Source organism: Catellatospora bangladeshensis (genome assembly GCF_016862575.1).
GTDB lineage: Bacteria > Actinomycetota > Actinomycetes > Mycobacteriales > Micromonosporaceae > Catellatospora > Catellatospora bangladeshensis.
Window position 1 is genome coordinate 307,505 of the sequence record NZ_BONF01000009.1, and the last position, 26,968, is coordinate 334,472.

Annotated in this window: 26 protein-coding genes; 13 read left to right on the forward strand and 13 right to left on the reverse strand. The window is 73.5% G+C overall.

Translation table 11 applies throughout. The annotated features are described in order from the left end of the window. Positions 1-66 precede the first annotated feature (66 nt). The gene (locus Cba03nite_RS08830; RefSeq protein WP_203743930.1) at positions 67-933 is read left to right on the forward strand and encodes an alpha/beta hydrolase; all 867 of its coding nucleotides are present in this window, start codon (positions 67-69) and stop codon (positions 931-933) included. A 1-nt stretch (position 934) separates the two neighbouring features. On the opposite strand, the gene Cba03nite_RS08835 is transcribed toward Cba03nite_RS08830, so the two are convergent. Continuing rightward, complete coding sequence (locus Cba03nite_RS08835) at positions 935-1,738, reverse strand: alpha/beta hydrolase (RefSeq protein ID WP_203743931.1); 804 nt, start codon at positions 1,736-1,738, stop codon at positions 935-937. A 189-nt stretch (positions 1,739-1,927) separates the two neighbouring features. Between Cba03nite_RS08835 and Cba03nite_RS08840 the strand changes: the two genes are divergently transcribed. Beyond that, positions 1,928-2,242: a hypothetical protein gene (locus Cba03nite_RS08840; protein ID WP_203743933.1), complete on the forward strand. Its 315-nt coding sequence runs from the start codon at positions 1,928-1,930 to the stop codon at positions 2,240-2,242. Positions 2,243-2,335: 93 nt separating this feature from the next. On the opposite strand, the gene Cba03nite_RS08845 is transcribed toward Cba03nite_RS08840, so the two are convergent. After that, positions 2,336-3,001, reverse strand: a complete 666-nt coding sequence (locus Cba03nite_RS08845; RefSeq protein WP_203743935.1) for a response regulator — start codon at positions 2,999-3,001, stop codon at positions 2,336-2,338. Next, positions 2,998-4,134 carry a sensor histidine kinase gene (locus Cba03nite_RS08850; protein WP_203743936.1) on the reverse strand — a complete coding sequence of 379 codons (1,137 nt, stop codon included), beginning with the start codon at positions 4,132-4,134 and terminating at the stop codon, positions 2,998-3,000. The genes Cba03nite_RS08845 and Cba03nite_RS08850 overlap by 4 nt, the downstream gene beginning before the upstream one ends. A 172-nt stretch (positions 4,135-4,306) precedes the next feature. Here Cba03nite_RS08850 and Cba03nite_RS08855 point away from each other — a divergent pair, with 172 nt between their 5' ends. The 3 genes from Cba03nite_RS08855 to Cba03nite_RS08865 are packed head-to-tail and all read left to right on the forward strand — an operon-like array spanning position 4,307 to position 6,524. Further along, complete coding sequence (locus Cba03nite_RS08855) at positions 4,307-4,519, forward strand: hypothetical protein (protein ID WP_203743939.1); 213 nt, start codon at positions 4,307-4,309, stop codon at positions 4,517-4,519. Further along, the gene (locus tag Cba03nite_RS08860) at positions 4,519-4,971 is read left to right on the forward strand and encodes a hypothetical protein (RefSeq protein WP_203743941.1); all 453 of its coding nucleotides are present in this window, start codon (positions 4,519-4,521) and stop codon (positions 4,969-4,971) included. Before Cba03nite_RS08855 ends, Cba03nite_RS08860 begins: the two co-directional genes overlap by 1 nt. Continuing rightward, complete coding sequence (locus Cba03nite_RS08865) at positions 4,968-6,524, forward strand: multicopper oxidase family protein (RefSeq protein ID WP_203743943.1); 1,557 nt, start codon at positions 4,968-4,970, stop codon at positions 6,522-6,524. The genes Cba03nite_RS08860 and Cba03nite_RS08865 overlap by 4 nt, the downstream gene beginning before the upstream one ends. A gap of 47 nt (positions 6,525-6,571) precedes the next feature. Here Cba03nite_RS08865 and Cba03nite_RS08870 read toward each other — a convergent pair whose 3' ends face one another. Together Cba03nite_RS08870 and Cba03nite_RS08875 are read right to left on the reverse strand one after the other, a co-directional pair. Continuing rightward, positions 6,572-7,243 carry an acetoacetate decarboxylase family protein gene (locus Cba03nite_RS08870; RefSeq protein WP_203743945.1) on the reverse strand — a complete coding sequence of 224 codons (672 nt, stop codon included), beginning with the start codon at positions 7,241-7,243 and terminating at the stop codon, positions 6,572-6,574. A gap of 116 nt (positions 7,244-7,359) precedes the next feature. Further along, positions 7,360-7,821 (reverse strand): hypothetical protein, encoded by a 462-nt coding sequence (locus Cba03nite_RS08875; protein ID WP_203743947.1) that lies wholly within the window; start codon positions 7,819-7,821, stop codon positions 7,360-7,362. Between the two features lie 63 nt (positions 7,822-7,884). Here Cba03nite_RS08875 and Cba03nite_RS08880 point away from each other — a divergent pair, with 63 nt between their 5' ends. Then, positions 7,885-8,844, forward strand: coding sequence for a helix-turn-helix transcriptional regulator (locus tag Cba03nite_RS08880; RefSeq protein ID WP_203743949.1), 960 nt, complete (start codon positions 7,885-7,887; stop codon positions 8,842-8,844). A 54-nt stretch (positions 8,845-8,898) separates the two neighbouring features. On the opposite strand, the gene Cba03nite_RS08885 is transcribed toward Cba03nite_RS08880, so the two are convergent. Further along, a complete protein-coding gene (locus Cba03nite_RS08885) occupies positions 8,899-9,873 on the reverse strand; it encodes a GNAT family N-acetyltransferase (RefSeq protein ID WP_203743951.1) in 975 nt (324 codons plus the stop codon). Positions 9,874-10,076: 203 nt separating this feature from the next. On the opposite strand from Cba03nite_RS08885, the gene Cba03nite_RS40240 reads away from it, so the two are divergent. Both Cba03nite_RS40240 and Cba03nite_RS08895 read left to right on the forward strand, forming a co-directional pair. Then, on the forward strand, positions 10,077-11,465 hold the full coding sequence (locus Cba03nite_RS40240) for a tetratricopeptide repeat protein (protein ID WP_203743953.1): 1,389 nt from the start codon (positions 10,077-10,079) through the stop codon (positions 11,463-11,465). 166 nt (positions 11,466-11,631) lie between these two features. Next, positions 11,632-12,039 carry a hypothetical protein gene (locus Cba03nite_RS08895; RefSeq protein ID WP_203743956.1) on the forward strand — a complete coding sequence of 136 codons (408 nt, stop codon included), beginning with the start codon at positions 11,632-11,634 and terminating at the stop codon, positions 12,037-12,039. A gap of 78 nt (positions 12,040-12,117) precedes the next feature. Here Cba03nite_RS08895 and Cba03nite_RS08900 read toward each other — a convergent pair whose 3' ends face one another. Further along, a complete protein-coding gene (locus Cba03nite_RS08900; protein WP_239125571.1) occupies positions 12,118-13,065 on the reverse strand; it encodes a dioxygenase family protein in 948 nt (315 codons plus the stop codon). A gap of 198 nt (positions 13,066-13,263) precedes the next feature. Next, positions 13,264-14,550 carry a glycoside hydrolase family 6 protein gene (locus tag Cba03nite_RS08905; protein WP_203743958.1) on the reverse strand — a complete coding sequence of 429 codons (1,287 nt, stop codon included), beginning with the start codon at positions 14,548-14,550 and terminating at the stop codon, positions 13,264-13,266. A 267-nt stretch (positions 14,551-14,817) separates the two neighbouring features. On the opposite strand from Cba03nite_RS08905, the gene Cba03nite_RS08910 reads away from it, so the two are divergent. The 3 genes from Cba03nite_RS08910 (at position 14,818) to Cba03nite_RS08920 (ending at position 19,043) form a co-directional block, all read left to right on the forward strand. Further along, positions 14,818-15,849 (forward strand): LacI family DNA-binding transcriptional regulator, encoded by a 1,032-nt coding sequence (locus Cba03nite_RS08910; RefSeq protein ID WP_203743960.1) that lies wholly within the window; start codon positions 14,818-14,820, stop codon positions 15,847-15,849. 449 nt (positions 15,850-16,298) lie between these two features. Then, the gene (gene bglS, locus Cba03nite_RS08915; protein ID WP_203743962.1) at positions 16,299-17,066 is read left to right on the forward strand and encodes a beta-glucanase; all 768 of its coding nucleotides are present in this window, start codon (positions 16,299-16,301) and stop codon (positions 17,064-17,066) included. Positions 17,067-17,246: 180 nt separating this feature from the next. After that, positions 17,247-19,043 carry an SIR2 family protein gene (locus Cba03nite_RS08920; protein WP_203743963.1) on the forward strand — a complete coding sequence of 599 codons (1,797 nt, stop codon included), beginning with the start codon at positions 17,247-17,249 and terminating at the stop codon, positions 19,041-19,043. Positions 19,044-19,061: 18 nt separating this feature from the next. Here Cba03nite_RS08920 and Cba03nite_RS08925 read toward each other — a convergent pair whose 3' ends face one another. The 5 genes from Cba03nite_RS08925 to Cba03nite_RS08945 form a co-directional block, all read right to left on the reverse strand. Next, positions 19,062-19,460 carry a nuclear transport factor 2 family protein gene (locus Cba03nite_RS08925; protein WP_239125572.1) on the reverse strand — a complete coding sequence of 133 codons (399 nt, stop codon included), beginning with the start codon at positions 19,458-19,460 and terminating at the stop codon, positions 19,062-19,064. Between the two features lie 34 nt (positions 19,461-19,494). Beyond that, positions 19,495-20,061 (reverse strand): GNAT family N-acetyltransferase, encoded by a 567-nt coding sequence (locus Cba03nite_RS08930; protein ID WP_203743965.1) that lies wholly within the window; start codon positions 20,059-20,061, stop codon positions 19,495-19,497. Between the two features lie 367 nt (positions 20,062-20,428). Then, the gene (locus Cba03nite_RS08935) at positions 20,429-21,445 is read right to left on the reverse strand and encodes a hypothetical protein (protein ID WP_203743968.1); all 1,017 of its coding nucleotides are present in this window, start codon (positions 21,443-21,445) and stop codon (positions 20,429-20,431) included. A gap of 101 nt (positions 21,446-21,546) precedes the next feature. Then, positions 21,547-22,209 (reverse strand): response regulator, encoded by a 663-nt coding sequence (locus Cba03nite_RS08940; protein ID WP_203743970.1) that lies wholly within the window; start codon positions 22,207-22,209, stop codon positions 21,547-21,549. After that, positions 22,206-23,483 carry a sensor histidine kinase gene (locus Cba03nite_RS08945; RefSeq protein ID WP_203743972.1) on the reverse strand — a complete coding sequence of 426 codons (1,278 nt, stop codon included), beginning with the start codon at positions 23,481-23,483 and terminating at the stop codon, positions 22,206-22,208. Before Cba03nite_RS08945 ends, Cba03nite_RS08940 begins: the two co-directional genes overlap by 4 nt. Before the next feature lie 160 nt (positions 23,484-23,643). Here Cba03nite_RS08945 and Cba03nite_RS08950 point away from each other — a divergent pair, with 160 nt between their 5' ends. Together Cba03nite_RS08950 and Cba03nite_RS08955 are read left to right on the forward strand one after the other, a co-directional pair. Beyond that, complete coding sequence (locus tag Cba03nite_RS08950) at positions 23,644-24,441, forward strand: ABC transporter ATP-binding protein (RefSeq protein WP_203743973.1); 798 nt, start codon at positions 23,644-23,646, stop codon at positions 24,439-24,441. Next, positions 24,441-26,966 carry an ABC transporter permease gene (locus tag Cba03nite_RS08955; protein ID WP_203743975.1) on the forward strand — a complete coding sequence of 842 codons (2,526 nt, stop codon included), beginning with the start codon at positions 24,441-24,443 and terminating at the stop codon, positions 26,964-26,966. Before Cba03nite_RS08950 ends, Cba03nite_RS08955 begins: the two co-directional genes overlap by 1 nt. The last annotated feature ends 2 nt before the right edge of the window (positions 26,967-26,968 follow it).

Sequence of the window (26,968 nt, forward strand, 5' to 3'; positions counted from 1 at the left end):
GTAGCACCCCGGGTGGGCGCCACGGGGTGACGCGCACCCGGCAGCCGTCGCCGGACCGTGTCGGCCATGCGTACCCGAGTGATGAACATGGGCATGGCCAGTGCGGTCGCGCTGGGACTGTTCGCCCCGCCCGCCGATCCGCCGCTGCCGTCGCCCGGCGGCTTCGCGGCCGCCCGTGCCGCGATGGCGGCGGCCGGTCCCCCGTACGCGGCCTGGGCCGCCGCCGGTCGGACGTTCCTGCTGTTCGACCCGGCCGGGGACGGGTTCGCCGCCGAGGTGCTCGGCGACCTGGCCACCGCGGACCGGATAGCGGTGCTGGTGCCCGGCGTCGGCACCACGCTGGCCGACTTCGACCGCGGCCTGGGCGGCGTCGCCCGCCGCGCCCCGGCGGTGCAGGCCCGGCACCTGTACGACGCGCTCCGCGAGCAAGCCCCGCGGCAGCGGGTAGCCGTGGTGGCGTGGCTGGGCTACGACACCCCTGACGGCTGGGGACTCGCCGTGGCCACCGAGCACCGGGCGGCGGCGGGCGCGGCGGCGCTGAACAGGTTCGTCCGCGGGCTGGCCGCGCAGCGTCCGGTCGCGACTGTGACGCTGATCGGGCACAGCTACGGCTCGGTCGTGCTCGGGCTGGCCGCGCCGGCGCTGCCCGCGCAGGTGACCGACCTCGTCGCGCTGGGCAGCCCCGGGATGGGCGTCGACCGCGCCGCCGACCTGGCCACCGCCGCCCGGGTCTGGGCCGGTCAGGCGGCCGGTGACTGGATCCGCCGGGTGCCGGGCGTACGTGTGCTCGGCCTCGGCCACGGCCGCCACCCCGCCGACCCGGAGTTCGGCGCCCGGCCGCTGCCCACCGGCGGCGTCGACGGCCACGACGGCTACCTCGAACCGGGCAGTCCCACCCTGGCCGCCGTGGCCGCGCTGGTCCTCGCGTCGTGAGTCACCGGCCGGGCAGCACCTCGTCCAGGAAGTCGATGCTCTGCTCGATCAGGCCGCCGATGTCGTCGTGCCCCTCGAAGCAGTGGTCGGCCCCGGGCACCAGCACCAGGTCGGCCCGCACCCCGGCCGCGCGCAGCGCCTCGGTGAACACCTGCCCCTGGGCCACGTCGACGATCCGGTCGGCGGTGCCGTGCACGGTGAGGAACGGGGGCGCACCGGCGTGCACCCGGCTGAGCGGGTTGCCGAACGCGACGAACTCGCGCCGCCCGCCGACCTGTCCGCCGAACAGCAGCGCCTCGGGGCTGCCTGGCGCGTCGGCGAACGCGAACAGGTCGACGGCTCCGTACCAGTTGACGACGGCCTGGACCGCGGTCTCCCCGGTGCCGGTCAGCCCCGCCAGCGCGGCCAGGTGCCCGCCCGCCGACTCGCCGAGCGCGGCGAACCGGGCCGGGTCCAGCCGCAGTTCGTCGGCGTACAGCCGCAGCCAGCGCACCGCCGACTGCACGTCGAGCAGCTGGGCCGGGTAGTGCGCCTCCAGCGCGAGCCGGTAGTCCACGTCGGCCACCGCCCAGCCCCGGTCGAGGAAGCGCTGGTGGAAGCGGTGCGGTGCGACCGTCGCGGGCAGGCCCACCCGGCTGCCCTCCAGCCAGCCGCCGCCGTGCACCCACAGCAGCACCGGGAACGGCCCGTCCCCCGGCGGCAGGTGCAGGTCCAGGTGCAGCGGCCGGTATCCCGGCACCACCGAGACGGTGCAAGCGGCGTAGCTGACGGTGGGCCGCGGCTCAGGCGGCGGGTATCCGGTCACGGATGCCTCCGATCATGATCGGGAACGGGCCGCCGGGGCCCTTCCGCAGACCACCGATCCTTCCTGATCGCCGCCGCGGGCCCGGCAGCGGCCCGCACCTCGGGCGCCCCGAGCACCGTGTGGGTGGCGCTGGTTTGAAATCACGCGGAAGGGATATGCGACTGCCGCGAAGGGGCCGAGGGAGGCGGGATGATGACCGACGAGACGATGGTGCGCCTGGCGCTGGCGGCCTTGGTGATGTCGTTCCTGGTCCGCTGGTGGTTCGCGGCCCGCCGCGGCGGATCGGCCGCGAGCCGGGCGCCGGTCTCCCGGCCGGCGCCCCGCATCGGGCAGGCCCGCGGCGCGCGGCTGGTGGCTCCGCTCCGGACGGCCGCCTCGGCGCACGGGCGCGCCGGCGAGCTCTGGCACACGCCGACGACCCCGCGCCTGGCCCGCGTGCCGATCAAGACGGCGGCCCGCCTGGCCGTCCGGCAGGTTCGGCGTCGCGCGTTCGCGACCATGTGACGCCACCGCGAGGCCGGGTCGCCCCGGCTCCCGTGCACGCCGACCGCGGCCCGGACCAACGCGGCGCCGGGCGCTTGGACCGGGTGCAGAGGTTCAGCCAGGCTCGCTCGGCGCGGGCACGCCTGCCCGGTGGGCCAGCGCGACGAGCTGGGCGCGGTCGCGGGCGCCGAGTTTGGCCAGCAGGCGGCTGGCGTAGGTGCGGGCGGTGGCCGGGCTGAGGAACAGGGCCGCGGCGATCTCGTCGTTGGACCGGCCCGCGCCGATGTGGCCGAGCACCTCGCGTTCCCGCTCGGTGAGCCCGGCGACCAGCCGCTCGTCGCGGGGGCTGGTCACGGCACGGGCGGCGGCGGCCATGACCCGCCGGGTCACCGCGGGCGACAGCAGGGCGTCGCCGGAGGCGACCACGTGCACGGCGCGGCGCAGCTCGTCGGGATGGGTGTCCTTGAGCAGGAACCCGGCGGCCCCGGCCTGGATGGCGTCGAACAGGTGCGCGTCGGTGTCGAACGTCGTCAGCACCACCACCCGGACCCCGCCGAGGTCCGCGGCGGCGGCGATCCGGCGGGTGGCCTCGATCCCGTCGACGCCGGGCATCCGTACGTCCATCAGCACCACGTCCGGACGCACCTGCCGGCACAGGACGAGCGCGTCCTCCCCGTCCGCGGCCTCCCCGACCACGGTGATGTCGGCGGCGCGTTCCAGCAGCGCCCGCAGCCCGGCGCGGACCAGCTGCTGGTCGTCGATGATGGCGACCCGGATCACGGCGCCACCCGCAGCGGCAGCTCCACCCGGACCGCGAACCCCGCGCCGGAGGTGGTGCTGAGCGTGCCGCCGACGATCTCGGCACGCTCGCGCATGCCGGTGAGCCCGTGCCCGCCGCGGCCGCCGGTGTCGCCGCGGCCGTCGTCCCGGACCGTGATCTCGATCCGGCCGGGCAGGTGGCGCACCTCGACGTCGACCCGGGTGGCGCGCGCGTGGCGGACCGCGTTGGTCAGCGCCTCCTGCACGATCCGGTACGCCGTGGCGTCGACCACGGCCGGCACCGGCGCCCGCGCGCCGTGCACGCGCACCGTGGCGGGCAGCCCGGCGGCGCTCGTCGCGGCGGCGAGCCGGTCCAGCTGCGCCAGGCCGCCCGCCGGTGTACGCGCCGCCTGCTCGGCGGGCTGCCGCAGCAGCGCGACGGTGGCCCGCAGCTCCTCGGTGGCCTGGCCGCTGGCCTCCCGGATGACGGCGAGCGCCGCCCGCGCGGCGGCCGGGTCGCGGTCGTCGAGCGCCTCGCGGGCGACGTCGGCCTGCAGGGAGATGACCGTGGTGGTGTGCGCGAGCACGTCGTGCAGGTCCCGGGAGACCTGCAGGCGCTCCTGCGCGATGCGGCGGGCGGCCTGCTCCCGGGTCGCCGCCAGCAGGTCCTGCTCGCGCCGCCGCTGCTGGGCGTGGCGGATCTGCCGGCTGCGCACCCCGTCGCCGAGCGCCACCGCGCCCGCCATGACCGCCACCGACCAGGGCAGCTCGTAGCCGAGCAGGTAGGAGAGCTGCTCGCCGTCGCGCAGCCGGAAGAAGCAGGATGCGGCCAGCAGCACCGAGCCGACGCTGATCGCGAGCAGCGTGCGCCCCTGCTCGGCGGCGGAGTACAGGGCTGCGGCGACGGGCACGGCCAGGCCGATCGGCGGGTAGTCGGCGATGTAGTAGCCGGACAGGCCGACGGCGGTGGCCAGCAGCGCGAGGCCGGGGTGAGTTCGCCGGACCAGCATGAGCAGGCCCAAGCCGAGTGCGAACAGGTAGGCGCCGGCGTCCGGGCCGCGGGCGCCGCCGACGTCGGCGGTGATGGCGACGGCCACGATCAGGGTCACCATGCCGCCCAGGCTGGCGTCGATCATGAGATGTCGTCGGCTCACGGTCGGCCAGCGTAGCCGAGACCGGCCCTGACCTGCGATGATCATCGCCCCCTAAGGTGGACTGTCGACACCTGACGTACGCGGCGCGCGGGCGGCGTACGTCAGCCGTCGACGCGCGATGTCGATCCTGCGGGGACGACGCGACACCGTCGCGCTGCCTACTTTCGGGTTCATGAGAACACTCGGTGTGGCGGTCCTCGGCCTGTTCCTCGGCCTGATCGCCGGCACGTTGCTGACCTCCGCCGTCGCGCGCCCGTTCGTCGACGGCGACGGCGCGGGCATCCCGGTCGGGGTGGCCCTCCTGCTCGGCATGATCATGCCCGTGCTCGGCGTCGCGGGCGCCGTCGCCGCGGTCCTGATCGACCGGAAGTCGCGGAAGAGCTGATGAGCGTCCCCCCTGTCCCCGTGGCGACGTCCCCCGTCCCGCCCCCGGTGCCCGGCTGGGCCGTGTGGACGCTCCGTGCCCTCACCACGCTGGTCACCGCGCTGATCCTGGTGCAGCCGGTGCTCGCCGGGCTGTTCGTCACCGGGGATGTGGGCATGCTGGAGATGCACAGCATGACCGCCTCGATCCTGGTCGCGGTGATCTTCCTCCAGCTCGTCGCCGCGATCCTGGTGTGGCGGCCGGGCCGCGGCCCCGCCTGGCCGGCCGGCGCGTGCGCCGCGCTGTTCGTGACCGCCGAGCTGCAGTCCGGCATGGGGTACGCGCGCCTGCTCGCCGTGCACATCCCGCTGGGCGTGCTGCTGTTCGGCCTGTCCGTGGCGCTGCTCGTCGCGGTGTGGTCGCCTCGGGTGCGCCGGTCCCGGCCGCGCCGGACGCCGGAGGCGGCCCGATGAGCCGGTCGGTGTCGCGGCGCACGTTCCTCGCCGCGGCCGCGGGTGCCGCCGCGATCGCCGGGCTCGGCGGCTGCGGCGCTCCGGAGCGGGCCGGTGCCGCACTGACCAGCGGGCTCCCGCTGCCGAAGCCGTTCACCGTGCCGCTGCCCCGGCCGGCGCCGGCCCGGCCCGGCGCCGACGGCGTCTACGAGCTGGTCCAGCGCCCCGCCGACATGGAGATCATCCCCGGCTTCCGGACCGAGATCTGGGGGTACGGCGGGACGTTCCCCGGCCCGCTGTTCGACGTGCGCACCGGCAGCCCGGTGCGGGTGCGGATGGTCAACCGCCTGCCCGTGCCCACCTCGACGCACCTGCACGGCGGGGCGACCCCGGCCGACTCCGACGGCTACCCCACCCACCTGGTGGTGCCCGCCCCGCTCACCGGCACGTTCCACGCCGCGCACGGCGGGCAGGCGGCGCATACCTCGTCGGTGTGGCGGCTGACGCCGGAGCGGTTCGTGCACGAGTACCCGCTGGACCAGCCCGCGGCGATGCTCTGGTATCACGACCACCGCATGGACTTCACCGCGCCGCAGGTGTACCGGGGCCTGGCCGGGATGTTCCTGGTCCGGGACGGGGTGGAGGACGCGCTGCCGCTGCCGCGCGGCGAGCGCGAGCTGCCGCTGCTGATCTGCGACCGGGCGTTCGAGGAGGACGGGTCCTTCCGCTACCCGTCGCGCGACCCGAGCCTGCTCGGCGAACCGGGCGTGACCGGCACGCACCACCAGGGCGTCGAGGGCGACGTGATCCTGGTCAACGGCGCGCCCTGGCCCGAGGCGGAGGTCGACGCGGCCCGCTACCGGCTGCGCATCCTCAACGCCGCCAACGCCCGGCGGCTGGACCTGCGGCTCGATCCCCCGCCGCCGTCGGGTGCGGCGTTCACGCAGCTCGGCAGCGATCTGGGGCTGCTGGCCCGGCCGCAGCCGCTGGACCGGGTGGAGCTGGCGAGCGCCGAGCGCGCCGACGTGATCGTCGACTTCGGGACGTACCCGGTGGGCACCGAGGTGGTGCTGCGCAACGCGCTCGGCACCGGGGCGGCCGGTGACGTCATGCGGTTCCGGGTGGCCCGCCGGGCGGCCGACGACAGCGCGGTGCCCGCGATCCTGGCGGACGTGCCGCCGCTGACCGCGGCGCAGGCGGTGACGAGCAGGCGCTTCGACTTCCGGCGCAGCGGGCCCGGGGCGCACGGCAAGCAGTGGATGATCAACGGACAGCCGTTCACGCCGAGCACGCCGCTGGCCTCGCCCCGGCTCGGCACCACCGAGCTGTGGACGCTGACCTCGGACTTCCACCATCCGGTGCACGTGCACCTGGGGCGCTTCCAGGTGCTCGGCCGCAACGGCCGGGCTCCGCGCGCCATCGACGCGGGCTGGAAGGACACCGTGGACGTACGGCCGTACGAGGTGGTGCAGGTGCTGGTGCGGTTCGAGGGATACCGGGGGCGGTACCTGCTCCACTGCCACAACCTGGAGCACGAGGACATGGCCATGATGGCCGACCTCGACGTCGTGTGAACAGGTCGGATGCGGCGGTTCGCACCACCGCCGCATCCGGGTCTCGATCAGCTCAGCACGGTCTCGCCACCGGGGTAGGCGAACGAGGCGCGCGGCGCGTAGAAGCCCCAGGTGATCTCCAGCGGGTTCGCCGGGCGCAGCGCGTACACCGAATGGCTCGGGTCCAGGAACTCCAGCGACTCGACCTCGAAGTCGGCGACCGGCTCGGAGATGAACGGGTAGTTGCCCGCGACGAACCTGCCGCCCACCTCGGTGAGGTAGCGCAGCTGCCCGCGGCTGGTCTCGCCGAGCTGGTGGCCGACGCGGACCGTGGTGCGGATGACCGGGACCCCGTCCGAGCACGTGGTGGCGGTGAGCGTGTGCCCGTGCAGGTCCAGCGTGGTGGTGCCGACGCTCGCCGGGACGCCGCGCGCGGAGGCGTAGTCACGCACCACCGCGCTGGAGTTGAAGTAATGCGTCCACCAGCGGCCCGGGGTGACGCCGTCGGGCGCGTACGCGTCCTCCAGGTCGGGGCCGATGTAGGTGAGCGAGTACGCGCCGAAGCCGGAGGTCTGCTCCGGAGCGTCGACGACGTACTGGTTCATGAAGACCTGGCGGTTGGCCATGGGCTTCAGGCCCGGCGGCACCAGCGCCGCGACCGCGTCCGGGTCTGCGGGCACCCAGCCGAAGTAGAGCATCCGGCTGTTGACGACGAGCTGAGGGGCTTCGAGCAGGGTCATCGAGACTCTCTTCTGGACGTTGCTGGCTGTAGCCAGGACGCTACGAGCCGCCAGTGCCGCCGGGCAATTCAATATCGACTATTGTCGACTAGTGGATAGGACGGGCTTGTCCTTGCTCACACCTCGCGGCGGAACTCGGCCGTCCAGTTGACCTCCCACGTGCGCCCGCCGTCCGTGGAGAACGCCTGCTCCCAGCGTGGGTGCTCGGTACGCGTACGTGACCAGACATACCGCACCCGGATCGGCGTGCCCTCCCACACGTCGTCGCACTCGAACGTGCCCGTGCCGTCGGTGAACCGCCCCACCACCGGCACGTCGAGCTGCCCGCCGCTGACCTTCGAGGCCCACCAGATCCGCCAGACCTGCTCGTCCGGGCTGAACAGGCGCAGCGTCACGCCCTCCATGCCGCGCTCCGGCGCGCGCAGCACGTCGAAGACGCCCTCGCCGTCGAGCAGCACCTGGCAGTCCAGGGTCGCCTCGAACTCGTACCACTCGTCGCTGCCCACCAGGGCCTTGACCAGCCGCCGCTGCGTGCTGTGCCAGCGGCCGGCGAGGAAGTCGAAATCCGTGTTCGTCATGTGCGGCACGTTATGGCGGCACCCCTGACAGACCATGTCAGTGCCGCTCGGCAGAATTCGGCCATGCGCGCCGACCGCCTGCTCAGCCTCGTCCTGCTGCTGCAGAGCCGGGGCCGCCAGACCGCCGCCCAGCTCGCCGCCGAGGCGGGCGTGTCCGTGCGCACGATCTACCGGGACATACAGGCGCTCGGCGCCGCCGGCATCCCGGTCTACGCCGACCCCACCGGGTACGCGCTGGTAGACGGCTACCGCACGCAGCTCACCGGGCTCACCGCCGCAGAGGCCCGGGGCCTGGTCCTGGCCGGGCTGCCCGGCGTCGCCGCCGACCTCGGCCTCGCCGAGGCGGTCGCCGCCGCGCAGCTGAAACTGTCCGCCGCGCTGCCCGACACGCTGCGCGAGCGCGCGGACCGGATGCGGCAGCGCTTCCACCTCGACGCCCCCGGCTGGTACGAGGACGGCGACAGCTCCGACCACCTCGCCGCCGTCGCCGACGCGGTATGGCGGCAGCGCGTGCTCAGCGTCCGCTACGACGGCTGGACCGCGCTGGCCGAGCACCGGCTGGAGCCGTACGGGCTGGTCCTCAAGGCGGGCAAGTGGTACCTGGTGGCGCGCGGCGAGCGGGGCGTGCGCACGTTCCGGGTCAGCCAGATCCGTGAGCTTTCCGTGCTGCCGCAGACGTTTCCCTGGCCGGCCGGGTTCGACCTGGAGGCGCACTGGCGTACCCACATCGCGGACTTCCGCTCGCGGATGCACCGGGGCGAGGCGGTGATCCGCCTCGCCCCGCAGGCCGTGGAACGCCTGCCGCACCTGCTGGGGCGCGCCGTCGCCGAGGCGGCCGCCGCGGGCGAGCCGCAGCCCGACGGCTGGCTGCTGGCCCGGGTGCCGATCGAGTCCGACAGCCACGCCGAGATGCAGTTCCTGCGCCTGGGCGACCAGGTCGAGATCCTGGCCCCGGCCTCCCTGCGCGCCCGCATCACCGCGACGGTCAGCACCCTGGCCGCCATGTACGGAGCGGAAGGATGAGCGGCCCGCCATTCTCGGCAGGCCGGCCGGCCGACGCCTTGCCTCGGCGTGGGCTCAAACGTCGCGGGCCCAGCGCACCAAGCGCAGCTTCGACGTGAACCCGGCCTCCTCGTAGACCGCGACCGCCCCCGCGGCACCGGCCGAGTCCACTCGCACGCTGGCCCGGCCGTAGTCCTGATCGGCGGCGGCCCGTAGCGCGTGCGCGACCAGGGCGCGGGCTTCGCCTCGGCTCCGATGCTCCCGAAGGGTCCGCATGAGGAAGAAGTTCGCGTCGCGGATGCCTGTCGCCACCGTGTCGGCCTCCCAGCACTTGGTCACCAGCATGCCCACCGGGGTTCCGGTCGTCACGTCACGCAGCAGGAAGCTGACCTCAGGCTGGAACGCCTGGTTGGTGACGTTGCTCTTCCAGGAGTCCACGGGCATCGGGGCGGTGCCCCAGTGGTCCTGGAACGACTCGTTGCGCACCGCACGGAACTCCTCGTCGTTCTGCTCCGACCACGCCTCGATCCGCAGACCGTCCGGGATCGCCGGGTCGGGGACCGCGTCGCCGAGCGGGTGCTCCAGGTGCTGTAAGTAGCGGGCCGGAGCGAAGCCCTGAGCACGGAACAGCTCCGCCACCCCGGCGATGTGCTCGCCTCTCTTGGCGTCGACCACGAGCTTCAGCGTCGGGTGATACCGGTCGTGCAGCTCCTTCGCCGCCGTCACGCCGGCTTTGAGCAGCGCGGCGCCGATGCCCCGGCGCCGGTAGGCCGGGTGGACCCCGCCGTCCAGGTAGACCTGATGGACCTCGTCGGCGTCCGGCTGGTAGTTGGCCTTCATGTAGCCGACCATCACGTCCCCGTCGAAGGCGGCGAGGCTGCCGCGTTCCAGCTCCGCGTAGGGATCGACCAGCTCCTGGAGGGTGTCCTCCTCGCTGTAGTAGTCGCCGATCCTGTCGACGGTCTCCATGGCGTTGAGCAGGTCGGCCGCCGCTTTCGCGTCCTCGACGGCGAGCGGCCGCCACCTGAGGGAGCTGGAGTTCTCATACATGCCGCCGACCGTAGATCTTGCGCATGCGGGCTGTCGCTTCGTTTTCCGGCCGCCGGCGAGGGCCGCCTGTCCGGCCGCTGATCATGCCCCCCGGGAAGATCATGGCGGGGCTAGACTGCCGCTCCGTGACACAAGCCTCCACCCCGATCGAAGCTGCCTTCGACCTCCTGCGGCAGGGCCGCCTAAGCGAAGCCGAAGAACTCATGACGCGGGAACTCCACGCTGCCGCCGCCGAGCACGGCCACGGCAGCGCGGCGTGGGCCTCGGCCCAGTGCGACCTGGGCAACGTGCTGCTGAACGCCGGCCAGCCCGATCGCGCGATCGCGTGCTACCGCGCCGCCACCGAAGCCACCAGGACCGACCCGCAGCACCGGCGCGAGCACCTGACCTACCGGATGAACCTCGGAATGGCGCTGCGGATGGTCGGGCGGCTCGACGAGGCCGAAGCCGAGCTGCGGCAGTGCGCCCAGGATCGCGGAGTCTTCTACGGCCGCGGGCACGCGGGCTACGCCTTCGGCCTCGAACCGCTGGCCGAGGTGCTGCTCCGGCGCGGCGACCTGCGCCAGGCACAGCAGGTCGCCGAGCAGGCGATGGACAACTTCTGGCGCAACGGCCACGAGCGGCTCGCGACCGCGCTCGCGCTGCGGGCCGAGATCGTCGCGGCGGGCGGCACCGGCCCGCTGTTCCCCGACCTGCACCAGCTGCCCGACCGTATCGTCGAACTGCTGGCACGGTCGGCCGTGGACCGGCTCGACGAGGGCGACCCGGCCGTGCACCAGAACGTCCTCACCGGCCTGGCCGCCGCGCTGGAGAAGCGGCTCGGCCCGGACCACCCGGCGACCCTCAACACGCTGTCCATGCTGGCCAATCTCGGCCGCGACCGCGGCGAGCAGGCCGGGCGCGTGGAGGCGATCCGGCGGGTGCTGGCCTCCCATGACCGGCAGGGCAACGCCGAGCAGTCGCTCACGGCGGCCCTCGGCCTGGCGCTGGCGCAGGCCGAGGCGGGTGACGAGGCGGCGGCGCTGGACACGTACGCGTCGGCGTACGCCAGGGCGGAGCGGATCGGCAGGCCCGAGCAGCTGAGCCAGGTGCTGCGCAACTGGGGCAACGCGCTGAAGGCAGCCGGGCAGGCCGACCAGGCGGAGCAGCGCCTGGCCGAGGCGGTGGCACAGGCGCGCCGGGGTGCCGACCGGGAGATGCTCGGGCGGGCGTGCGTCGCCCTGGGTGTCTTCCTGCAACATGAGGAACGGCTCGCCGAGGCCCGCGCGGTGCTGGAGGAGGGCGTGTCCCAGCTGGACGGCGTACACCCCGACGCGATCACGGGGCGAAGCCACCTCAGCGCGGTGACGGCCGGGCAGACCTGCGGCTGCGGAGACATGGAGTCGACCATCATCGAGGCGTTCCGTGAGTTCGTCTTCAGCCGGCTGCCCGCCGACCTGCTCGCCGAACTGGACGTGACGATCGTGGACGGCGATTTCCAGCTCAACGTGGGGCTCCGGCGGGAGCCGTCCCAGGACGAGCTGGAACGCCTCAACGGCGCTGTCGGGTCCGCGGTGGCCGAGTTCCGCCGGCGGATCAGCAGCAGGCGCTAGCTCGGCCGGTGGCCGGGTACGTCTGCGATCCGTGCGGCGGATTACCGCTGACGGTGAATGCCGGATGCCGACGGCGTGTGCCGTTGGCACGGGGCGGCGGGCCGGGCACTCTGTATCGAGCGCCCGGAGGAGCAAGGGCCGAGGTATGCCGTGGGGGTTGCGGGTCATGGACCTGGTGAAGGAGTATGTGCGCCGTTATCTGGTCGTGCAGCGCGAGGCGGAACGCGATCTCGCCGACGCGATCGGCAAGCTGGAAGCCGACGGCCACCGGATCATCGACGGTGGGCAGACCGGCCCGGCGACCTGGCAGTACACCGACTGGCACACCGGGGAGATCATCGCGAGCGGTGACGACCGGACCAGTGACGACGAGGTGCTGGCCGCCCTGGACCCCGACGGCGCTTTCCTCCACATCGACAACGTCGTCCGCCGGCCGGTCGAGCCCGACAATCCGGGTATCCCGCCGAGCCTCGCCAGGGCGCTGGAGGACTGGGTCGACCTGCTGAGCACACCCGACGAGGAGATCGCCCGGTACGTGGGCTGGACCGTGCAGGACGTCGCCGCAGCGAGGTAAGCCGGTGCCGGGGGCCGCCGTGCAGCGACCCTCCCAAGCCGCCCGGCCGTGCTGCGCGTCCGGGCCGGCCATCGCCCGTTACCGGCTGGTGGGCGGCGGTCCGCTCGGCGGGGCCCCGCCGGGCCCGCCACCCGGGGCCGCGCCGCCCGCCGGAGCCGTCCCGGTATCGACGCCGACGGTGAGCGACACCGTGTAGCCGCTGCCCACGTCACCGGACACCGCGCCGAGCTGGCTCGCGCCGCCGTCGTCCCCGAAGACGTTGTCGCTGTCCAGGCTGACCTGAGCGAACGTGCTGACGGACTGCTCGTAGCCCGCCGTGGCGTACACCGTCTCGCACACGTCGGCGGGCAGCGCCACCTGCGAGGTGGCGACGGCCTTCGCCGCATCGGTGAGGGCGGCCCGGTCCGGGTAGACCTCGAAGTGGACGTGCGGCCACCGGCCCGAGTAGCAGGCCGGGAAGATACTGGTGAACCGCACCCTGCCCTGCGCGTCGGCGATCTGGACACCGCGCAGGTAGTTCTCCTCGATGATCCCGTCGGAGTACATCGAGTAGCCGCCGTCGCGGTCGCAGTGCCACACGTACACGGCCGCACCCGCGTAGGCGCCACCGCCCGCCAGATCCTCGACGGTCAGCTCCAGCGTCATGGGCACGCCCTCGGCCGTCGCGCTGCCGGTGCCGAAGCTCGACCGGATGTCGGACCGGACCACACCGCTCTGCTCCAGCACGTCAGGGCCGTTGGAACCGTCGCCCGGATACGGGCCGGCGGTCTCGTCCGGGATCTCGCCGGAGGCCGTCGTGCCGGTGGAGGACGTGCCCGCGGGGCTGCTCCCGCAGGCGGCCAGACCCGCTCCGGCGATACCCAGCCCCAGGCCGCGCAGCAGCTGCCGGCGGCCCAGCAACGTCCCGATGTCGAAGCCGAGGCCCTGATCGAAGACCTCCTCCTGAGGCCTGGCCAGTGGCCGGCCTTCGTACGCCGGCTGCCGCCCCGACCGCCCCGCCCTGCCCATCTCGATCTCCCTGGTCATCTCGCTGATCGCCTGATGACCTCATCCTGCGACCCCATCCTCGGGAGCGGCCAAGATCCTTCTAGGAGGAGGCTGGGAGCGTCCTGGACATCGGCTCAGCCGAGCGGCTCGACACGTCGCGTGCAGCGGACGCCATCGCCCGCTGCACGCGCGTTCAGAACCGGCCGTGGAGCGCCCGAAGGGCGTCCCACCGCCGCGTCACGGCAATAGGGCGGGGTTGACGGTCAGGGCGGGGGCGGCGTTCGCAGCCAGCCAGTGGGCCATGTCCGGCCACCAGGCGCCCGCAGCAGGGTCGACGGTGCCGTACTCCGGGTCGGCGGGTCCGGGGGTTCCGCGCTTGCAGCTGCCGTCGGACTCGCCGATGGTCTTGATCCACAGGAAGGCGTCGGTCAGCGGCAGCCCGGTGGCGGCGGTCGGCCGGGCGCCGATGCCGCGCTGCGGCGGGTTGCACCAGGTCTCGGCGTCGGTGTACTTGCCGGCGGGCGGGGTCCAGGGGCCGAGGCCGTTGCGGCTGGTGTCGATGACGTTGTGGGCCAGCTGATCGACGGGCGGGTCACCGACGTTCTGGTCGAACCAGGCGTCGGTCCAGTGCCACGTCGCCGGGTCCTCGTAGACGACCGCGTTGCCGGGCTGGCCGTCGTTGGGCGCGGCGGCCGAGTAGTACTGGCTGGCGCACCAGTCGGCGTGCCCGCGGGCCCAGTCCGGGCCGCGCGTCGACCACCAGATGCACTTGGCGACCCAGGTCGCGTACCGGGTGTTCTGGTCGGTGCGCCAGTAGTTCGAGACGTTGAGGGCGAATCCGCGGGCCTGGCCGACGCCCGCCTGCACGAGGCGTTCGGCGATGACGCCGACGGGTTGCCAGCCGCTGTTGCCGGCGTCGAGGTACACCGAGGTGTTGGGCTGGGCACCGAACAGGCCCACGGCTGCCTTCAGGTCGGCCAGGCGCTGCGCGGTCAGCTCGCCGGTCGGGTCGATGTTCCCTGCGCAGTCCTTGGGCAGCAGCGACAGACCGTCAGGTTCGACGACGACCACAGCCCTGCCGTCGCCGATCGCGGCGGCGAACGCCGAGATCCAGGCCCGGTATTCGGCCGACGACTGCGCGCCGCCCGCGGAGTACAGGCTGCAGTCGCGCCCGGGGATGAAGTAGCTCACCAGCACGGGCACGGTCCGGGTGAGCCGCGCGGCAGCCATGATCTTGCGTACTTGGGCGCCGATCTGCGCGGGTGTGCCGTTGTCGATCCAGATCGCCTGCGGCCAGGTGGCGAGCCGGCCCATCCGTACGGCGTCGGCGACGTTGCCCACGCGCAGGTCGGCGAGGGCTTGGCGAGCCGCGCCGGCGTCGGGGTCGACGTAGAAGCGCGTGTCGGCGGGCAGGGTGCGGTCAGCCGGGGCCACGTGCCCGGCAGCCGCGGCGGGCGCGGCGGCGGCCGCTGTCAGGGCTACGGCGGCAAGCGACGCGAGCAGCCGTCGTCGTCGTGTGTGCATCGGGTCTCCTCGAAACGGTGGGACGGACTGGAAGCGCTCCCAGTTTCAGGCTGTATCGTCGAGGATGGACAGTTCTATGTCAATGGCAGGCCACGATGCGGACCGCCACAACCGCTTCCAGATACTGCTCGGGCTGCGGTCGCCGCTGCAACATGTGGTCACGGGGTGGGCCGGCCCCGGCTGCGGAGGTGCGGCAGGCCCTCGGCCCGTCGCGACTGCCCTACTATGGGTCCCGCTGATCCCCGCGATGAAAGACCGGTCCCCCTCATGGACACCGCTCCGCCTGACCGTTCGCCCACCCTCGACGACGTCGCCGAGCGGGCCGGTGTATCGCGTTCGGTGGCGTCCCGGGCGATCAACAACGTCGGCAACGTCAGCGCCCCCAAGCGTGCGGCGGTCCAGCGCGCGGTCCGGGAGCTCGGCTACATTCCCAACCCGTCCGCCCGGGCGCTGGCCACCAACCGGATCGGCGCGGTGGTCCTGGCGGTGGCCACCGATCAGCCCGGCATCTTCGCCGACGCCTTCTTCGCCCAGGTCATCTACGGCATCAGCGTCGCCCTGGAGCCCACCGACTTCACCCTGACCCTGGTGCTGGCCGGACGGCCCGAGGGGCGGGCCAAGCTCCAGCAGATCGTGCGATCCCGCCGCGCGGACGGCATCATGCTGATGAACCTGCACGGCGACGATCCGCTGACCAAGCTCGCCGAGCAGGCCACGGTGCCGGTCGTGTACGGCGGGCGGCCGCTTCGGGGCGAGCCGAGATGGTACGTCGACACCGACAACCGGGGCGGCGCGCGCCTTGCCACCGAGCATCTCGTCGAGGCCGGTCACCGCCGCATCGCCACCATCACCGGGCCGCTCAGCCTCGAGGTGGCCGAAGCGCGCTACCGGGGCTTCCGCGACGCGATGGCGGTCGCGGAGCTTCCCGCGGGGCGGGTCGAGCACGCCGACTTCAGCGAGGCCGGCGGCGCGGCCGCGATGACCCGGCTGCTGCAGGCGTACCCCGACCTCGACGCGGTCTTCGCCGCATCCGACAACATGGCCGCCGGCGCGCTGCGGGTCCTGCGGGCGCACGGCCGCGCCGTTCCCGGCGACGTCGGTGTCGTCGGTTTCGATGATCTGCAGACCGCTCAGCACACCGATCCCCAGCTCACCACGGTCCATCAGCCCGTTCCAGCGCTGGGCGCGGAGATGACCCGCATGCTGCTCTCCGTTCTGGACGGCGCGCGGCCGACTCCGCTGATCCTGCCGACCCGCCTGGTCGTGCGCGGTTCGACGCGCACGACCGACCGTCGCTGAAGGCGCGCGCCCGCCGTACGGCCGGGGCCGATCCGCCGCACGGGCGGACGGAAGGCACCGGGTCCCGCAGGTGTTCACGTACGTTGACGCCGCCGCGACCACCTGGTCCGGACGGACCCTCGATCAGTGCACTGGTAGCGCTTCCACTTTGGAAGCTACACGCGTCCAGCGAACCTGTAAATGCCAAGTTGCCGCTCGATGACAAAGGCAGCTCTTGACACTCCTCTGATTCATGCACATCATTCTCGTGACGCCGCTGGACCACTGGAATCGACTGGAAGCACTTCCAGTCTGCTGTTCGTGTAGCGGAAGGCAGCACGCGTCGCTCCCGACGACGCCCGCCTGCCGGCCGCCGCCCCATCCGCCCGCCGACCGGCGCCGGATGCCCGCAGTCCCCGTCCACGGCGCACCGCTCGCCCGCGGTCGCCTCCTCGCAGATGGAGCACGCAATGAGACGCCTCACCCGCACCCTCGCCGTCGCCGCGGCGGTCGCCCTCGCCGCCGTCGCCGGCGCGGTCCGCATCCCGTCCCCCGCCTTCGCCGCGATCGGCGGCAGCTTCACCGACAACTTCAACTCGTTCAACACCAGCCGCTGGTACAAGGCCGACGGCTGGAGCAACGGCAGCATGTTCAACGTCGGCTGGCGCGCCGACCATGTCTGGAACAGCGGCGGCGTCACGGGCATCAACCTGGACACCGCCAGCTGCCCCGCCGGGTGCTCCGGCAAGCCCTACGCCTCCGGCGAGTTCCGGACCACGGACCTGTACTCGTACGGCCGGTTCGAGGTGCGGATGATGGCGGTCAAGCGCTCGGGCACCGTCACGTCGTTCTTCACCTACACCGGACCGAGCGACGGCCAGCCCTGGGACGAGATCGACATCGAGATCCTGGGCAAGAACACCACCCAGATGCAGACCAACTACTTCACCAACGGCGTCGGCGGACACGAGACGATCATCAACCTCGGGTTCGACGCCTCCACCGGCTACCACAACTACGCGATCGAGTGGTGGAACAGGGGCACCATCAACTGGTTCGTCGACGGGAGGCTGGTACACCAGGAGAACGGCTCACGCGGACCGCTGCCCACCCGCCCGCAGCGCATCATGGCGAACCTGTGGCCGGGCATCGGCGTCGACGGCTGGCTCGGGCCTTTCGTGTACCCGGGGACACCGCTGACCGCAAGGTACGACTCGGTCACCTACACCAGGTACTGATTTCGGGGTACGCACCCGGCATCATCGCCCGGCCGGCTGACAGGGCCTGTTCGCCGACCGGGCGATGATGCCGGGACCTGAGTGGACGGCGCGTTCACCGCCCGGTGAGGCGAGCACCACCTGTCGGCACGGCGACGGGGGCCTGCGCACCGTCGTCCCGCCTGTCTATGGTTGCTGCCCATGGACGATCTCCTTCCCGCCGGCCGCCCCGCCTTCGACGCCCGGATCAGCCTGGCCACCGCCATGCACGCCCAGCCCGGCGTGTATGCGCTGCTCCTCGGCTCGGGCACGTCCACCGGCGTCGGTGTGCCGACCGGCTGGGGCGTGGTCACCGCCCTCGTTGCCAAGGTGGCCGCGGCCGCCGGCGAGCAGGTGCCAACGGAGGCCGACATCGAGCAGTGGTGGGCCAAGCACGGCGACGGCGCGCCGCTGGGCTACTCGGCCCTGCTGGAGGCGCTGGCCAGCACCCCCGCCGCCCGGCGCGCGCTGCTGGCGTCGTTCTTCGAGCCCACCCCCGAGGAACGGGCCCAGGGCGTCAAGGTGCCCGGCGCCGCCCATCGCGCCATCGCGCAGCTCGTCGCCCGGGGCGCGGTGCGCGTCATCGTGACCACCAACTTCGACCGCCTGATCGAGCAGGCGCTCGAAGCCGAGGGCATCTTCCCGCAGGTCATCGCCACTCCGGCTGCGATCGAGGGCATGGAGCCGCTGCCGCACGCCCGCTGCACCGTGATCAAGCTGCACGGTGACTACGCCCGCACCGACCAGCTCAACACCGTCGAGGAGCTCAGCGCCTACGTGCCGCCGCTGCGCAAGCTGCTCGAACGGGTGCTCGACGAGTACGGCCTGGTCGTCAGCGGCTGGTCGGGCGACTGGGACCACGGCCTGGTCGCCGCCCTCGAAGGCACCCGCTCCCGGCGCTACCCGCTGTTCTGGACCTCCCGCGACGAGCTGGGCCAGCTCGCCCGGCGCCTCGTCGCGCAGCACCGCGCCCACGTCATCACGGGTGCGGCGGCCGAGCAGTTCTTCCCCGACCTGGTCAACCGGCTGGAGGCGCTCGACGACCTCGCCGACCCGCCACTGACCAGGGCGATGGCGGTGGCCAGGCTCAAGCGGCTGCTGCCCGACCCGGTCAAGCACATCGAGGTCGCCGACCTGTTCGAGACGGAGCTGCGCCGGCTGCGCGACTACCTGCGCACCCTCGCCCCCCTGGCCCCCGACGCCGATCCCGCCGCGCTGCAGCACGCCCACGACGAGGTACGCAGCCGGTGCGACACCCTGATGCGGCTGCTCGCCCACGGCGTGTTCCTCGACCGGGACCGGCAGCACACCGCGCTGTGGGTCCGGGTCGTCGAACAGCTGATGCGCGCCCGGCAGCGTGACGACAGCGCGCCCGATCCGCGCGCCACGAACCTGCAGCACTACCCCGCGCTGCTGGCGCTGCGCACGGCGAGCCTCGCCGCCGTCGCGGCCTACCACGACGATGTGCTGCTGCGGCTGCTGCGCCGCCCGACCTGGCGCATCCAGGCCGGCAACGGTCACCGGCCGGTCGCGGCGCTGGACGCGCTGCACGACTGCCGGGTGCTGGACTTCGACACGGTGAACTCGTTCCCGCGCTGGCACGGCGAGGTGTGGCAGTTCCCGCAGAGCCGGCTGCTGCGCGAGGAGACCCGGCCGGTGCTGCTGCCCCTGGTCGGCGACGAGGACTCGTTCCTGCAGCTGTTCCACCGCACCGAGTACCGCACCGCGCTGGCGCAGTCGCTGTTCGGGGTCAGCGGCGGGCTCGGCCCCGCGCCGGGTGGGTTCGCGGTGGAGTCGCAGTGGGGTCCGGACGGGACGCTGTACTGGGAGACGGACTTCCGGGAGAACGCCGACCGCGACGTGTGGGAGCGTACGCCGCTGGGCCGCCGCGACGGCGAGACCTACGGCCGCCGCCTGGCCGCCCTGGCCGACGCGCTGCGAGCCGATGCCGTGGGGTGACTGTCCACGCAGGACCCGTCACGGGTGGTCGTGCCAGGCCAGCGCCGCGATCCGCCAGCCGTCCGGGGTGCGTACGAACTGCATGGTCTTGTGGCCGCCGCCCTCGAACGCCACCCCGTCGAGGATCCCGCTCTTGCGGTATTCACCGAACCGGCAGGCGATGTCGCCCGCCAGCTCGGTCCGCTCGGCCGTCTCCCACTCGGCGAACTCGACCAGACGGCCGCCGGTCAGCAACCGCAGGCGCGGCTCGATGAACTCGTCCACGGTGTACGCCGTGAAGTCCGGGCCGGTCTTGACGATGAGGCCGCCCGGCAGGACCAGGCGCCGGATCCGTGCCACGTCCGGCGCGACGCCGCCCCGGTTGTCGAAGGCGCCGTAGAACTCGGCGGTGAGCTGGTCCATCTCGCGCTTTGACACCGTGCGACGCTAGCACCGCACGGTCCGGGCCGGGTCAGGCGGCCTGCCGCTCGCGCCACTCGCTGTGGAGCATCGCGTACACGTACTCGTCGCGCCAGACGCCCTTGACCAGGGCGCTGCCGAGGTGGTGCGCCTCACGGCGCATGCCGAGCCGCTCCAGCAGCGCGGCGGAGGCGGTGTTGCGCGCGTCGCACCGGCCGTAGATCCGGTGCAGCCCGAAGTCCTCGAATCCCCAGCGCAGCAGCGCCCGCGCGGCCTCGGTGGCCAGCCCGCGACCCTGGTGGTCGGGGTGCAGCACGTAGCCGAGCTCGCCCTGCCGGCTCGGCTCGCTGCGCCACACCAGCTCGACGTGGCCGACGACCCGGCCGCGCTCGGGCCAGAACATGACGAGGGTGAGGCAGTCGCCCTCGCGGGTCAGGGCGGTCTCGCGCGCCATCGCCTCCACCGAGGAGCAGGACTGCTCGCGGGTACGCGGCTCGGCGAGCATGTGCTCGACCACCTCCGGCAGCCGCTGGTAGGACCACACGTCGTCCAGGTCGCCGGCGGTGCACGGGCGCAGCACCAGCCGTTCGGTGGTCAGCGGATACCCGGGATGGATCATGGGCTGATCCTAGGCCGCCGCCGACCCCGCGCCCACTCCTCGTCCGGTGCCGGGCGGGGCCGGCCGAGCCACCCCGCGACAATCGGTCGACCTGATCGACCATCCGCGCTCACCAGCATGGATCCCTCGTGTCGCCAGGGGCTGTCGGTCCGCGTACACCGATCTGTCATCTGCTGGACCCCTGCGCCATACGGACGGCTGATACGCGGAGGCAGCCGGATGGGGCAGCGTGAGCGCAGGCGGTGACCATCGAGCTCGCCGGCCGGGATTGGGCTCGGCAACACCTGCTGACCGGAGCTCGGGCGGCTCCGGGCAACAGGACGCGGTGGTCCCCCGCGAGACGTGCGGGGGACCACCGCCCTTCCGGTCAGTACGTGATGAACCCGTACAGCGCCTTGTGGTTGGACTTGGTGCCGGCGACCGTGTACCCGACCGGCGAAGACTGCACGGTCCCCCGCACGAACAGGTAATCGATCTTGCTGCTGCCACTGGTGGCGGCGGTGCCGTAGCCGGTCATCCCGTATCCGCTCAGCGTGCTCGCCGGGATGCCGGTGCGGTTGGCGTCGATGCCCACGACGCGGATCGTGGAGCTGTTCATCAGAGTGGTGGCGTCGGCGCCGATGTGGATGCCGGTGCCGCCGATGCCCGTCTCACCGTCGCCGGAGCAGGCGTTCTGCCGGTTCTCCTGGGGCAGGTGCATGGTCGCGACGAACACGCTGGTGCCGGTGTCCTTCGTGGTGAACCGGGCCGCGATGGCGCTGGTGCGCTTCCACTTCCACTCGTTGGTGGTCCCGTCGTCGTTGTTCGGCGGCTTGTAGAGGGTGCAGCCCGCGCCGCCGCTGTACGCCGTGCCCGGCTTCAGCCAGCCTGCGCTCCAGTACTTCGACGTGTTCGTCAGGGTCAGCCGCTGCTTGTGGTAGATGATGCCGTTGGTCTGCTTCTTCTTCAGGTCCCCGAGGGACTGGTCGTCGCAGTGGTGCGTGCTGCCCCACGGCTCCGGGTCGTCCCACACCACGATCGAGCCGTACGTGCCCGCCGGGAGCCCGAACTTGGCCGCGAGCTGGTCGGCGTACGCGGTGATCTGGCCGGTGCCGCGCACCTGCTGCACGATCAGGATGTCGGGCGCCTTGACGCCGCTGGTCCCGGTCCGGCCCGCGTCGTCGACCAGCATCGAGGTCAGGTGGTCCGGCCCGGAGACGCGGGTGCAGGAGCCGTCGGAGTTGTTGACCACCAGGTTCTCGATGTTGTTGTTGTAGACGCGCAGCACCCGGTCGGCGGCTGCCGCGGCCTGCTCGGGCGCGGCCGCGGCCGGTGCGGCGGCGGTGGCCAGCACGGCGGCCACGGCCACGGCGGCGGCGCGTAACCTGCGAAGTGGCGAGGGCATGGGGTGGGTCCTCTGCTCGGCGGTGACGGTAACGGCACCATCCTGCTGATATCGGCTACAGCCGGGCTACAAGCGGGCAACAGTGCGCGGGCCGGGCGTGCTCAGGACGGCGCGCCGGGATCCAGGCGGGCGTCGTGGACCAGGATCGCCGCCTGTACCCGGTTGGTCATCCCCAGCTTCGCCAGCGCCCGGCTCACGTGCGCCTTGACGGTCGCCTCAGCCATGTCCAGCTCGCGGGCGATCTCGACGTTGGACAGGCCGCGGGCCACCGCCCGCACCACGTCCCGCTCCCGTTCGGTCAGCACACCGAGCCGGGCCCGCGCCTGGTCGGCCACGGACGGGCCGCGCTCGGCGAACGAGCTGATCAGGCGGCGGGTCACCGTCGGGGCGAGCATCGCGTTGCCGGCCGCCACGGTGCGCACCGCCTCGGCCAGGTCCCGGGGCGGGGTGTCCTTGAGCAGGAAGCCGACGGCCCCGGCGCGCAACGCGGCGTGCACGTACTCGTCCTGGTCGAACGTGGTCAGCATGATCACCCGGGGCGGTTCGGGCAGGGCGGCGAGCGCCGCGGCCCCGGCCAGGCCGTCGGTGCCGGGCATGCGTACGTCCATGAGCACGACGTCCGGGCGGTGCCGCCGGGTCGCGTCGACCGCGTCGGCGCCGTCGCGCGCCTCGGCGACCACCGCGATGTCGCCCGCGGCCTCCAGGATCATCCGCAGCCCGGAGCGCACCAGCGCCTCGTCGTCGACCACCAGCACGCGGATCACGCCGAAACCTCCTGCCGTACGGGCTCCGGCGGGTCGGCCGGGATGCGGGCGTGCAGCAGGAACCCGCCGTCCAGGCGGGGCCGGGCCTGCACCGCGCCACCGGCCAGCGCCACCCGTTCGGTCAGCCCGACCAGGCCAAGGCCGCTGCTCGGCAGCTTCGGCGCGGGCTGCGGCGGGGCCGCGTTCTCCACGGCGACCACCAGCTCGTACGGCCCGTGGTGCAGGGTCACCGTGGTGGGCGCGGCCCCGGCGTGCTTGGCGACGTTGGTGAGGCCCTCCTGCACCACCCGGTAGGCGGTGCGCTGGGCCGACAGCGACACGTGCCGCGGCTCGCCGACGTCCACCCGCCGCACGGGCAGCCCGGCCGCGCGGCTGCTGTCCAGCAGGCGGTCCAGCTCGTCAAGCGTCGGCTGCGGCGTCAGCTCCGCCGGGGACGCGTCGGGCGCGCGCAGCATGCCCAGCACCTCGCGCAGCTCCTGCATCGCCTCGCGGCCCGTGGTGCGGATCAGCGCGGCCTCCTCGGCGGTGCGCGCGTCGGCGGTGCTCACCTCCAGCGCCCCGGCGTGCAGCACCATGAGCGCCACCCGGTGGGCGACCACGTCGTGCATCTCGCGGGCGATGCGGCGGCGCTCCTCGGCGCGGGCGTGCTCGGCCCGCTCGTGCTGCTCGCGCTCCAGCCGTTCGGCCCGTTCCTGCAGCTGGGCCACGACCTGGCGGCGGGCCCGGACCCAGAGCCCGAACACGAACGGCAGCAGCACCATCATGCCGATCCAGAACAGGCCGGTGATCACGGCTCCGGTGATCACGCCGCCGGTCATGCCCTCGTAGAGCAGGTCGTCGTTGATCGCGCTCCAGGCTACGGGCACGCCGACCAGCGGCGCGAACACCAGGAACCAGGGCCAGGACCGGCCGGGATCCTGCGGCCGGGCGGGGCGGCCCGCTCCGGCGTAGTAAGCGGCGACGAACAGCGCGGCGGGCATGGCCAGGGCCAGCCACACCGCGAGCGCGATCACGAACAGCGGCCAGCGCCGCCATCGGACCAGCGCCGCGCTGACGCCCGCGGAGATCATCGACAGCGCGATCAGCGGCACCGGCGGGTCCAGCACGCTGTCGCCGAACAGGAACATCGGCGGGCGCAACGGTGTGCTCAGCGAGAACACCAGGACCCCGAAGCCGAGCGCGAACGGAAACAGCCGGTGCGCGATACGCCGCAGCAGGCTGCCCGGTTGCAGCCAGGACGGCAGCCCCGGCACCGCCGCCGCATCCCGCCTCATCCCGTCCCCTCTCCCGCGTGCCGCTGTCGCCGACGAGCTTAGGCAGGCGGGCGGCCGGATCGGATGCTACTTCCGTCACGCCGGACCGCTACTTAAGTCGCAGGCGGAGATCGACTTCCGCCCGACGGCCGGGCCGCCGCGGCCGGGCAGCGTGTCGGGCATGACGACATTCGACGCCGCGGTGAGCGCGGAGGACCTGACCAAACGGTACGGCTCGGGCGACGCGCAGGTGACCGCCCTGGCCGGGGTGACGGTCGCCTTCGGGCGTGGCGAGCTGACCGCGATCATGGGCCCGTCCGGGTCGGGCAAGTCCACGCTGATGCACTGCCTGGCCGGGCTGGACACGCCGACCTCCGGCCGGGTGTGGCTGGACGGCTCGGGCCGGGACGGGGCCGGGCGGGTCGAGCTGACCGGCCTGCGCGACGACGCGCTGACCGAGCTGCGCCGCGACCGCATGGGGTTCGTGTTCCAGGCGTTCAATCTGCTGCCGACCCTGACCGCCTGGGAGAACATCACCCTGCCCATGGACCTGGCCGGGCGGCGGGCCGACGCCGCGTTCGCCGACCAGGTGATCGACGCGGTCGGGCTGCGCGACCGGCTGAGCCACCGGCCCGCGCAGCTGTCCGGCGGCCAGCAGCAGCGGGTGGCCTGCGCCCGTGCCCTGATCAGCCGGCCGGACGTGATCTTCGCGGACGAGCCGACGGGCGCGCTCGACTCGCGGGCCGGGGCCGAGGTGCTCGGCTTCCTGCGGCGCAGCGTGGACGAGCTGCACCAGACCGTGGTCATGGTCACCCACGACCCGGTCGCCGCCTCGTACGCCGACCGGGTGCTGTTCCTGGCCGACGGCGTGATCGTGGACGAGCTGCGCGAGCCCTCGGCCGACCGGGTGCTGGACCGGGTCCGCTCGCTGGAGTCGGTGGCGCACGGCGGCCGCGTGAGCGCCGGGGCGGGTGCCTGATGCTGCGGGCGATGCTGCGCGACCTGCGCGCGCACCTGGGCCGGGTCGCGATGACCCTGGCCGCGATCGTGCTCGGGGTGGCCTTCGTGGTCGCGACCTGGGTGGTCTCCGACTCCGCCGCCGCGACGGTGCGCGGGGGCGCCCAGCGGACCGACCTGGCCGCGCTGGCCCAGGCCCGGACCGGTGACGCAGTGATCCCCGCCGGCACCGTGGCCCGGCTGGGTGCGCTGCCCGGGGTGAGCCGCGCCGAGGGCGTGGTGGAGGGGTATGCCGCCCTGGTGGGCCGGGACGGCAAACTCGGCACCACGTCCTGGCCCGCCACCGCGGGCACCGACTGGGATCCGTCGCAGCGCTTCGACCTCGTCGCCGGGCGCGGCCCGCAGCACGCCGGGGAGGTGGCGCTGGAGCAGCAGGCCGCCGAGGAGGCCGGACTGTCGGTCGGCGACCCGGCGCGGGTCCTGCTCGGCGGGGACCGGTCCGACACCGCGACCGTGGTCGGCGTGTTCGCCTACCGGCCCGCAGGACGCGAGTTCGACCCGGCGGTCGCGTACGACGCCGACACCGCCACGCGCCTGCTGCGCCCGGAGGGCGCCCCGGACGGCGCAACGAGCGGCAGCGTGCCGGGCTTCGCCCGGGTCGAGCTGTTCGGCGCCGACGAGCAGGCCGTGGCCGCTGCCGCCCGGGCGGAACTGGGCGCGGGCTTCACCGTGGACCCCGGTGCGGCGCTGCGCCAGGAGCAGGCGGACAACGCCGCCGAGGACGGCGACATCATCCGCAAGGCGCTGCTCGCGTTCGCCGCGGTGGCGCTGCTGGCCGGCGTATTCGTCATCGCGAACACGTTCAACATGCTGGTCACCCAGCGCACCCGGCAGTTCGCGCTGCTGCGCGCGGTCGGCGCGCGGCGGGGACAGGTGCGCCGGGCGGTGCTGGCCGAGTCGGTGGTGCTGGGCCTGGTCGGCGCGACCCTCGGCGTGGCGCTCGGCGTCGGGCTGGGCCTGCTGGCGATGCGGCTGCTGCCGGTTGCCGGGACGGTGGCGTACGCGGTGTCGCCGTGGGCGATCCTGCTCGGGTATGCCGTCGGCCTGCTGGTGACGGTCGTGTCGGCGTACGGGTCCGCGCGACGGGCGGCCCGGGTGTCACCGATGGCGGCATTGCGCACCGACGCCGCCGTGCCGCGGCGCTCCCTGGTGCTGCGCACCGCGCTGGGCCTGGTCGCCGTCGCGGCCGGCGTCGCGCTGGTGGCGCTGACCTCCCCTGAGGAGCTGACCGAGCCGAAGCGGATCCAGGCTATGGCCGGTGCCGTGCTCGCCTGGTTCGGCGTGCTGCTGATGGCGCCGGTGCTGGCGCTGGGCGTGCTGCGCCCGCTGGCCCGGGTGCTGCGCCGGGGCCCGGTCACCCGCATCGCCATGCGCAACGCCGTACGCGACCCCAGGCGCACCGCCGCGACCGCGTCCGCGCTGATGATCGGGCTGTCGCTGGTCTGCGCGTTCAGCACGGTCGGCGAGACGATGACGGCCGACCTGACCTCGTCGGTGCGCGCGGCGGTGCCGCAGGACGCGGTGCTGCTGCGGGCGGCGGCGTTCGGGCAGCTCGACGACACGGTCCGGGCCAAGGCCGCGGCGGTGCCGGGCCTGAGCGCGCTCGCCGCGCCGCGCACCGGGGAGCTGCTGGTGCTGCCGCCGCGCGGCAGAAACGCAGAGGCCAGGTTCACCGGCCTCGAACCGGCCGGGCTCGGCACCGCGCTGCGGCCCACCGTGACCAGCGGCAGCGGTGATCTGCGCCGCGGCGTCCTGCTCGACGCTCGGTTCGCCGCCGACACCGGCCTGCGGGTCGGGGACACGGTCCGGCTGCGGTTCGGCACCGCCGGCAAGGACGGTGCGGTCGCCCCGGTGGAGGTCTCCGCGACCGTCGCGGGCCTGCACGAGGGCAGCGACCTGCTGCCCGGTGTGCTGATCGACGAGGCGCTGGTGCCGGACGGGGTGGACGGCTGGGGTGACAGCGTGTACGCCGTCGGCCCCGACCACGGCGCGCTGCGCAACGCGCTGGAGCAGGCGTTCGCGCAGCGGCCGGACGTGGTGGTGCAGGACCGCGAGCAGCTGCTCGACGACCTGCTGCAGGCGTTCCAGCTGGTGCTCGGCCTGGTGTACGTGCTGCTCGGCGCGGCCGTGGTCATCGCGGTGTTCGGCGTGGTGAACACCCTCGCCCTGTCGGTCCTGGAGCGCACCCGCGAGCTGGGCGTGTTCCGGGCGCTGGGCGCGTCGCGGACGCTGGTGCGGCGGACCGTCCGGCGGGAGAGCGTGGTCATCTCGCTGTACGGGGGCCTGCTCGGCATCGGCGCCGGCGTGCTGCTGGGCGGGGTGATGCAGTACGTCATCCTGGCCAACCCGGTGTTCGAGATGGCCGTGCCGTGGCCGACGGCCGGAGTGGCGCTGGCGGGCATGGCCCTGGTCGGCGTGCTGGCCGCGCTGTGGCCCGCGCGCCGCGCCGCCCGCGCCGACATCCTCGCCGCCATCGCCGCGGAGTGACC

Coding starts and splice junctions, on each gene's coding strand:
- Cba03nite_RS08840 (WP_203743933.1), top strand. CDS start 1,928: ATGATGACCGACGAGACGATGGTGCGCCTGGCGCTGGCGGCCTTGGTG.
- Cba03nite_RS08930 (WP_203743965.1), bottom strand. CDS start 20,061: ATGATCCATCCCGGGTATCCGCTGACCACCGAACGGCTGGTGCTGCGC.
- Cba03nite_RS08910 (WP_203743960.1), top strand. CDS start 14,818: ATGGACACCGCTCCGCCTGACCGTTCGCCCACCCTCGACGACGTCGCC.
- Cba03nite_RS40240 (WP_203743953.1), top strand. CDS start 10,077: ATGACGCGGGAACTCCACGCTGCCGCCGCCGAGCACGGCCACGGCAGC.
- Cba03nite_RS08870 (WP_203743945.1), bottom strand. CDS start 7,243: ATGACCCTGCTCGAAGCCCCTCAGCTCGTCGTCAACAGCCGGATGCTC.
- Cba03nite_RS08875 (WP_203743947.1), bottom strand. CDS start 7,821: ATGACGAACACGGATTTCGACTTCCTCGCCGGCCGCTGGCACAGCACG.
- Cba03nite_RS08830 (WP_203743930.1), top strand. CDS start 67: ATGCGTACCCGAGTGATGAACATGGGCATGGCCAGTGCGGTCGCGCTG.
- Cba03nite_RS08950 (WP_203743973.1), top strand. CDS start 23,644: ATGACGACATTCGACGCCGCGGTGAGCGCGGAGGACCTGACCAAACGG.
- Cba03nite_RS08880 (WP_203743949.1), top strand. CDS start 7,885: ATGCGCGCCGACCGCCTGCTCAGCCTCGTCCTGCTGCTGCAGAGCCGG.
- Cba03nite_RS08895 (WP_203743956.1), top strand. CDS start 11,632: ATGGACCTGGTGAAGGAGTATGTGCGCCGTTATCTGGTCGTGCAGCGC.
- Cba03nite_RS08905 (WP_203743958.1), bottom strand. CDS start 14,550: ATGCACACACGACGACGACGGCTGCTCGCGTCGCTTGCCGCCGTAGCC.
- Cba03nite_RS08855 (WP_203743939.1), top strand. CDS start 4,307: ATGAGAACACTCGGTGTGGCGGTCCTCGGCCTGTTCCTCGGCCTGATC.
- Cba03nite_RS08945 (WP_203743972.1), bottom strand. CDS start 23,483: ATGAGGCGGGATGCGGCGGCGGTGCCGGGGCTGCCGTCCTGGCTGCAA.
- Cba03nite_RS08900 (WP_239125571.1), bottom strand. CDS start 13,065: ATGACCAGGGAGATCGAGATGGGCAGGGCGGGGCGGTCGGGGCGGCAG.
- Cba03nite_RS08885 (WP_203743951.1), bottom strand. CDS start 9,873: ATGTATGAGAACTCCAGCTCCCTCAGGTGGCGGCCGCTCGCCGTCGAG.
- Cba03nite_RS08920 (WP_203743963.1), top strand. CDS start 17,247: ATGGACGATCTCCTTCCCGCCGGCCGCCCCGCCTTCGACGCCCGGATC.
- bglS (WP_203743962.1), top strand. CDS start 16,299: ATGAGACGCCTCACCCGCACCCTCGCCGTCGCCGCGGCGGTCGCCCTC.
- Cba03nite_RS08865 (WP_203743943.1), top strand. CDS start 4,968: ATGAGCCGGTCGGTGTCGCGGCGCACGTTCCTCGCCGCGGCCGCGGGT.
- Cba03nite_RS08955 (WP_203743975.1), top strand. CDS start 24,441: ATGCTGCGGGCGATGCTGCGCGACCTGCGCGCGCACCTGGGCCGGGTC.
- Cba03nite_RS08935 (WP_203743968.1), bottom strand. CDS start 21,445: ATGCCCTCGCCACTTCGCAGGTTACGCGCCGCCGCCGTGGCCGTGGCC.
- Cba03nite_RS08860 (WP_203743941.1), top strand. CDS start 4,519: ATGAGCGTCCCCCCTGTCCCCGTGGCGACGTCCCCCGTCCCGCCCCCG.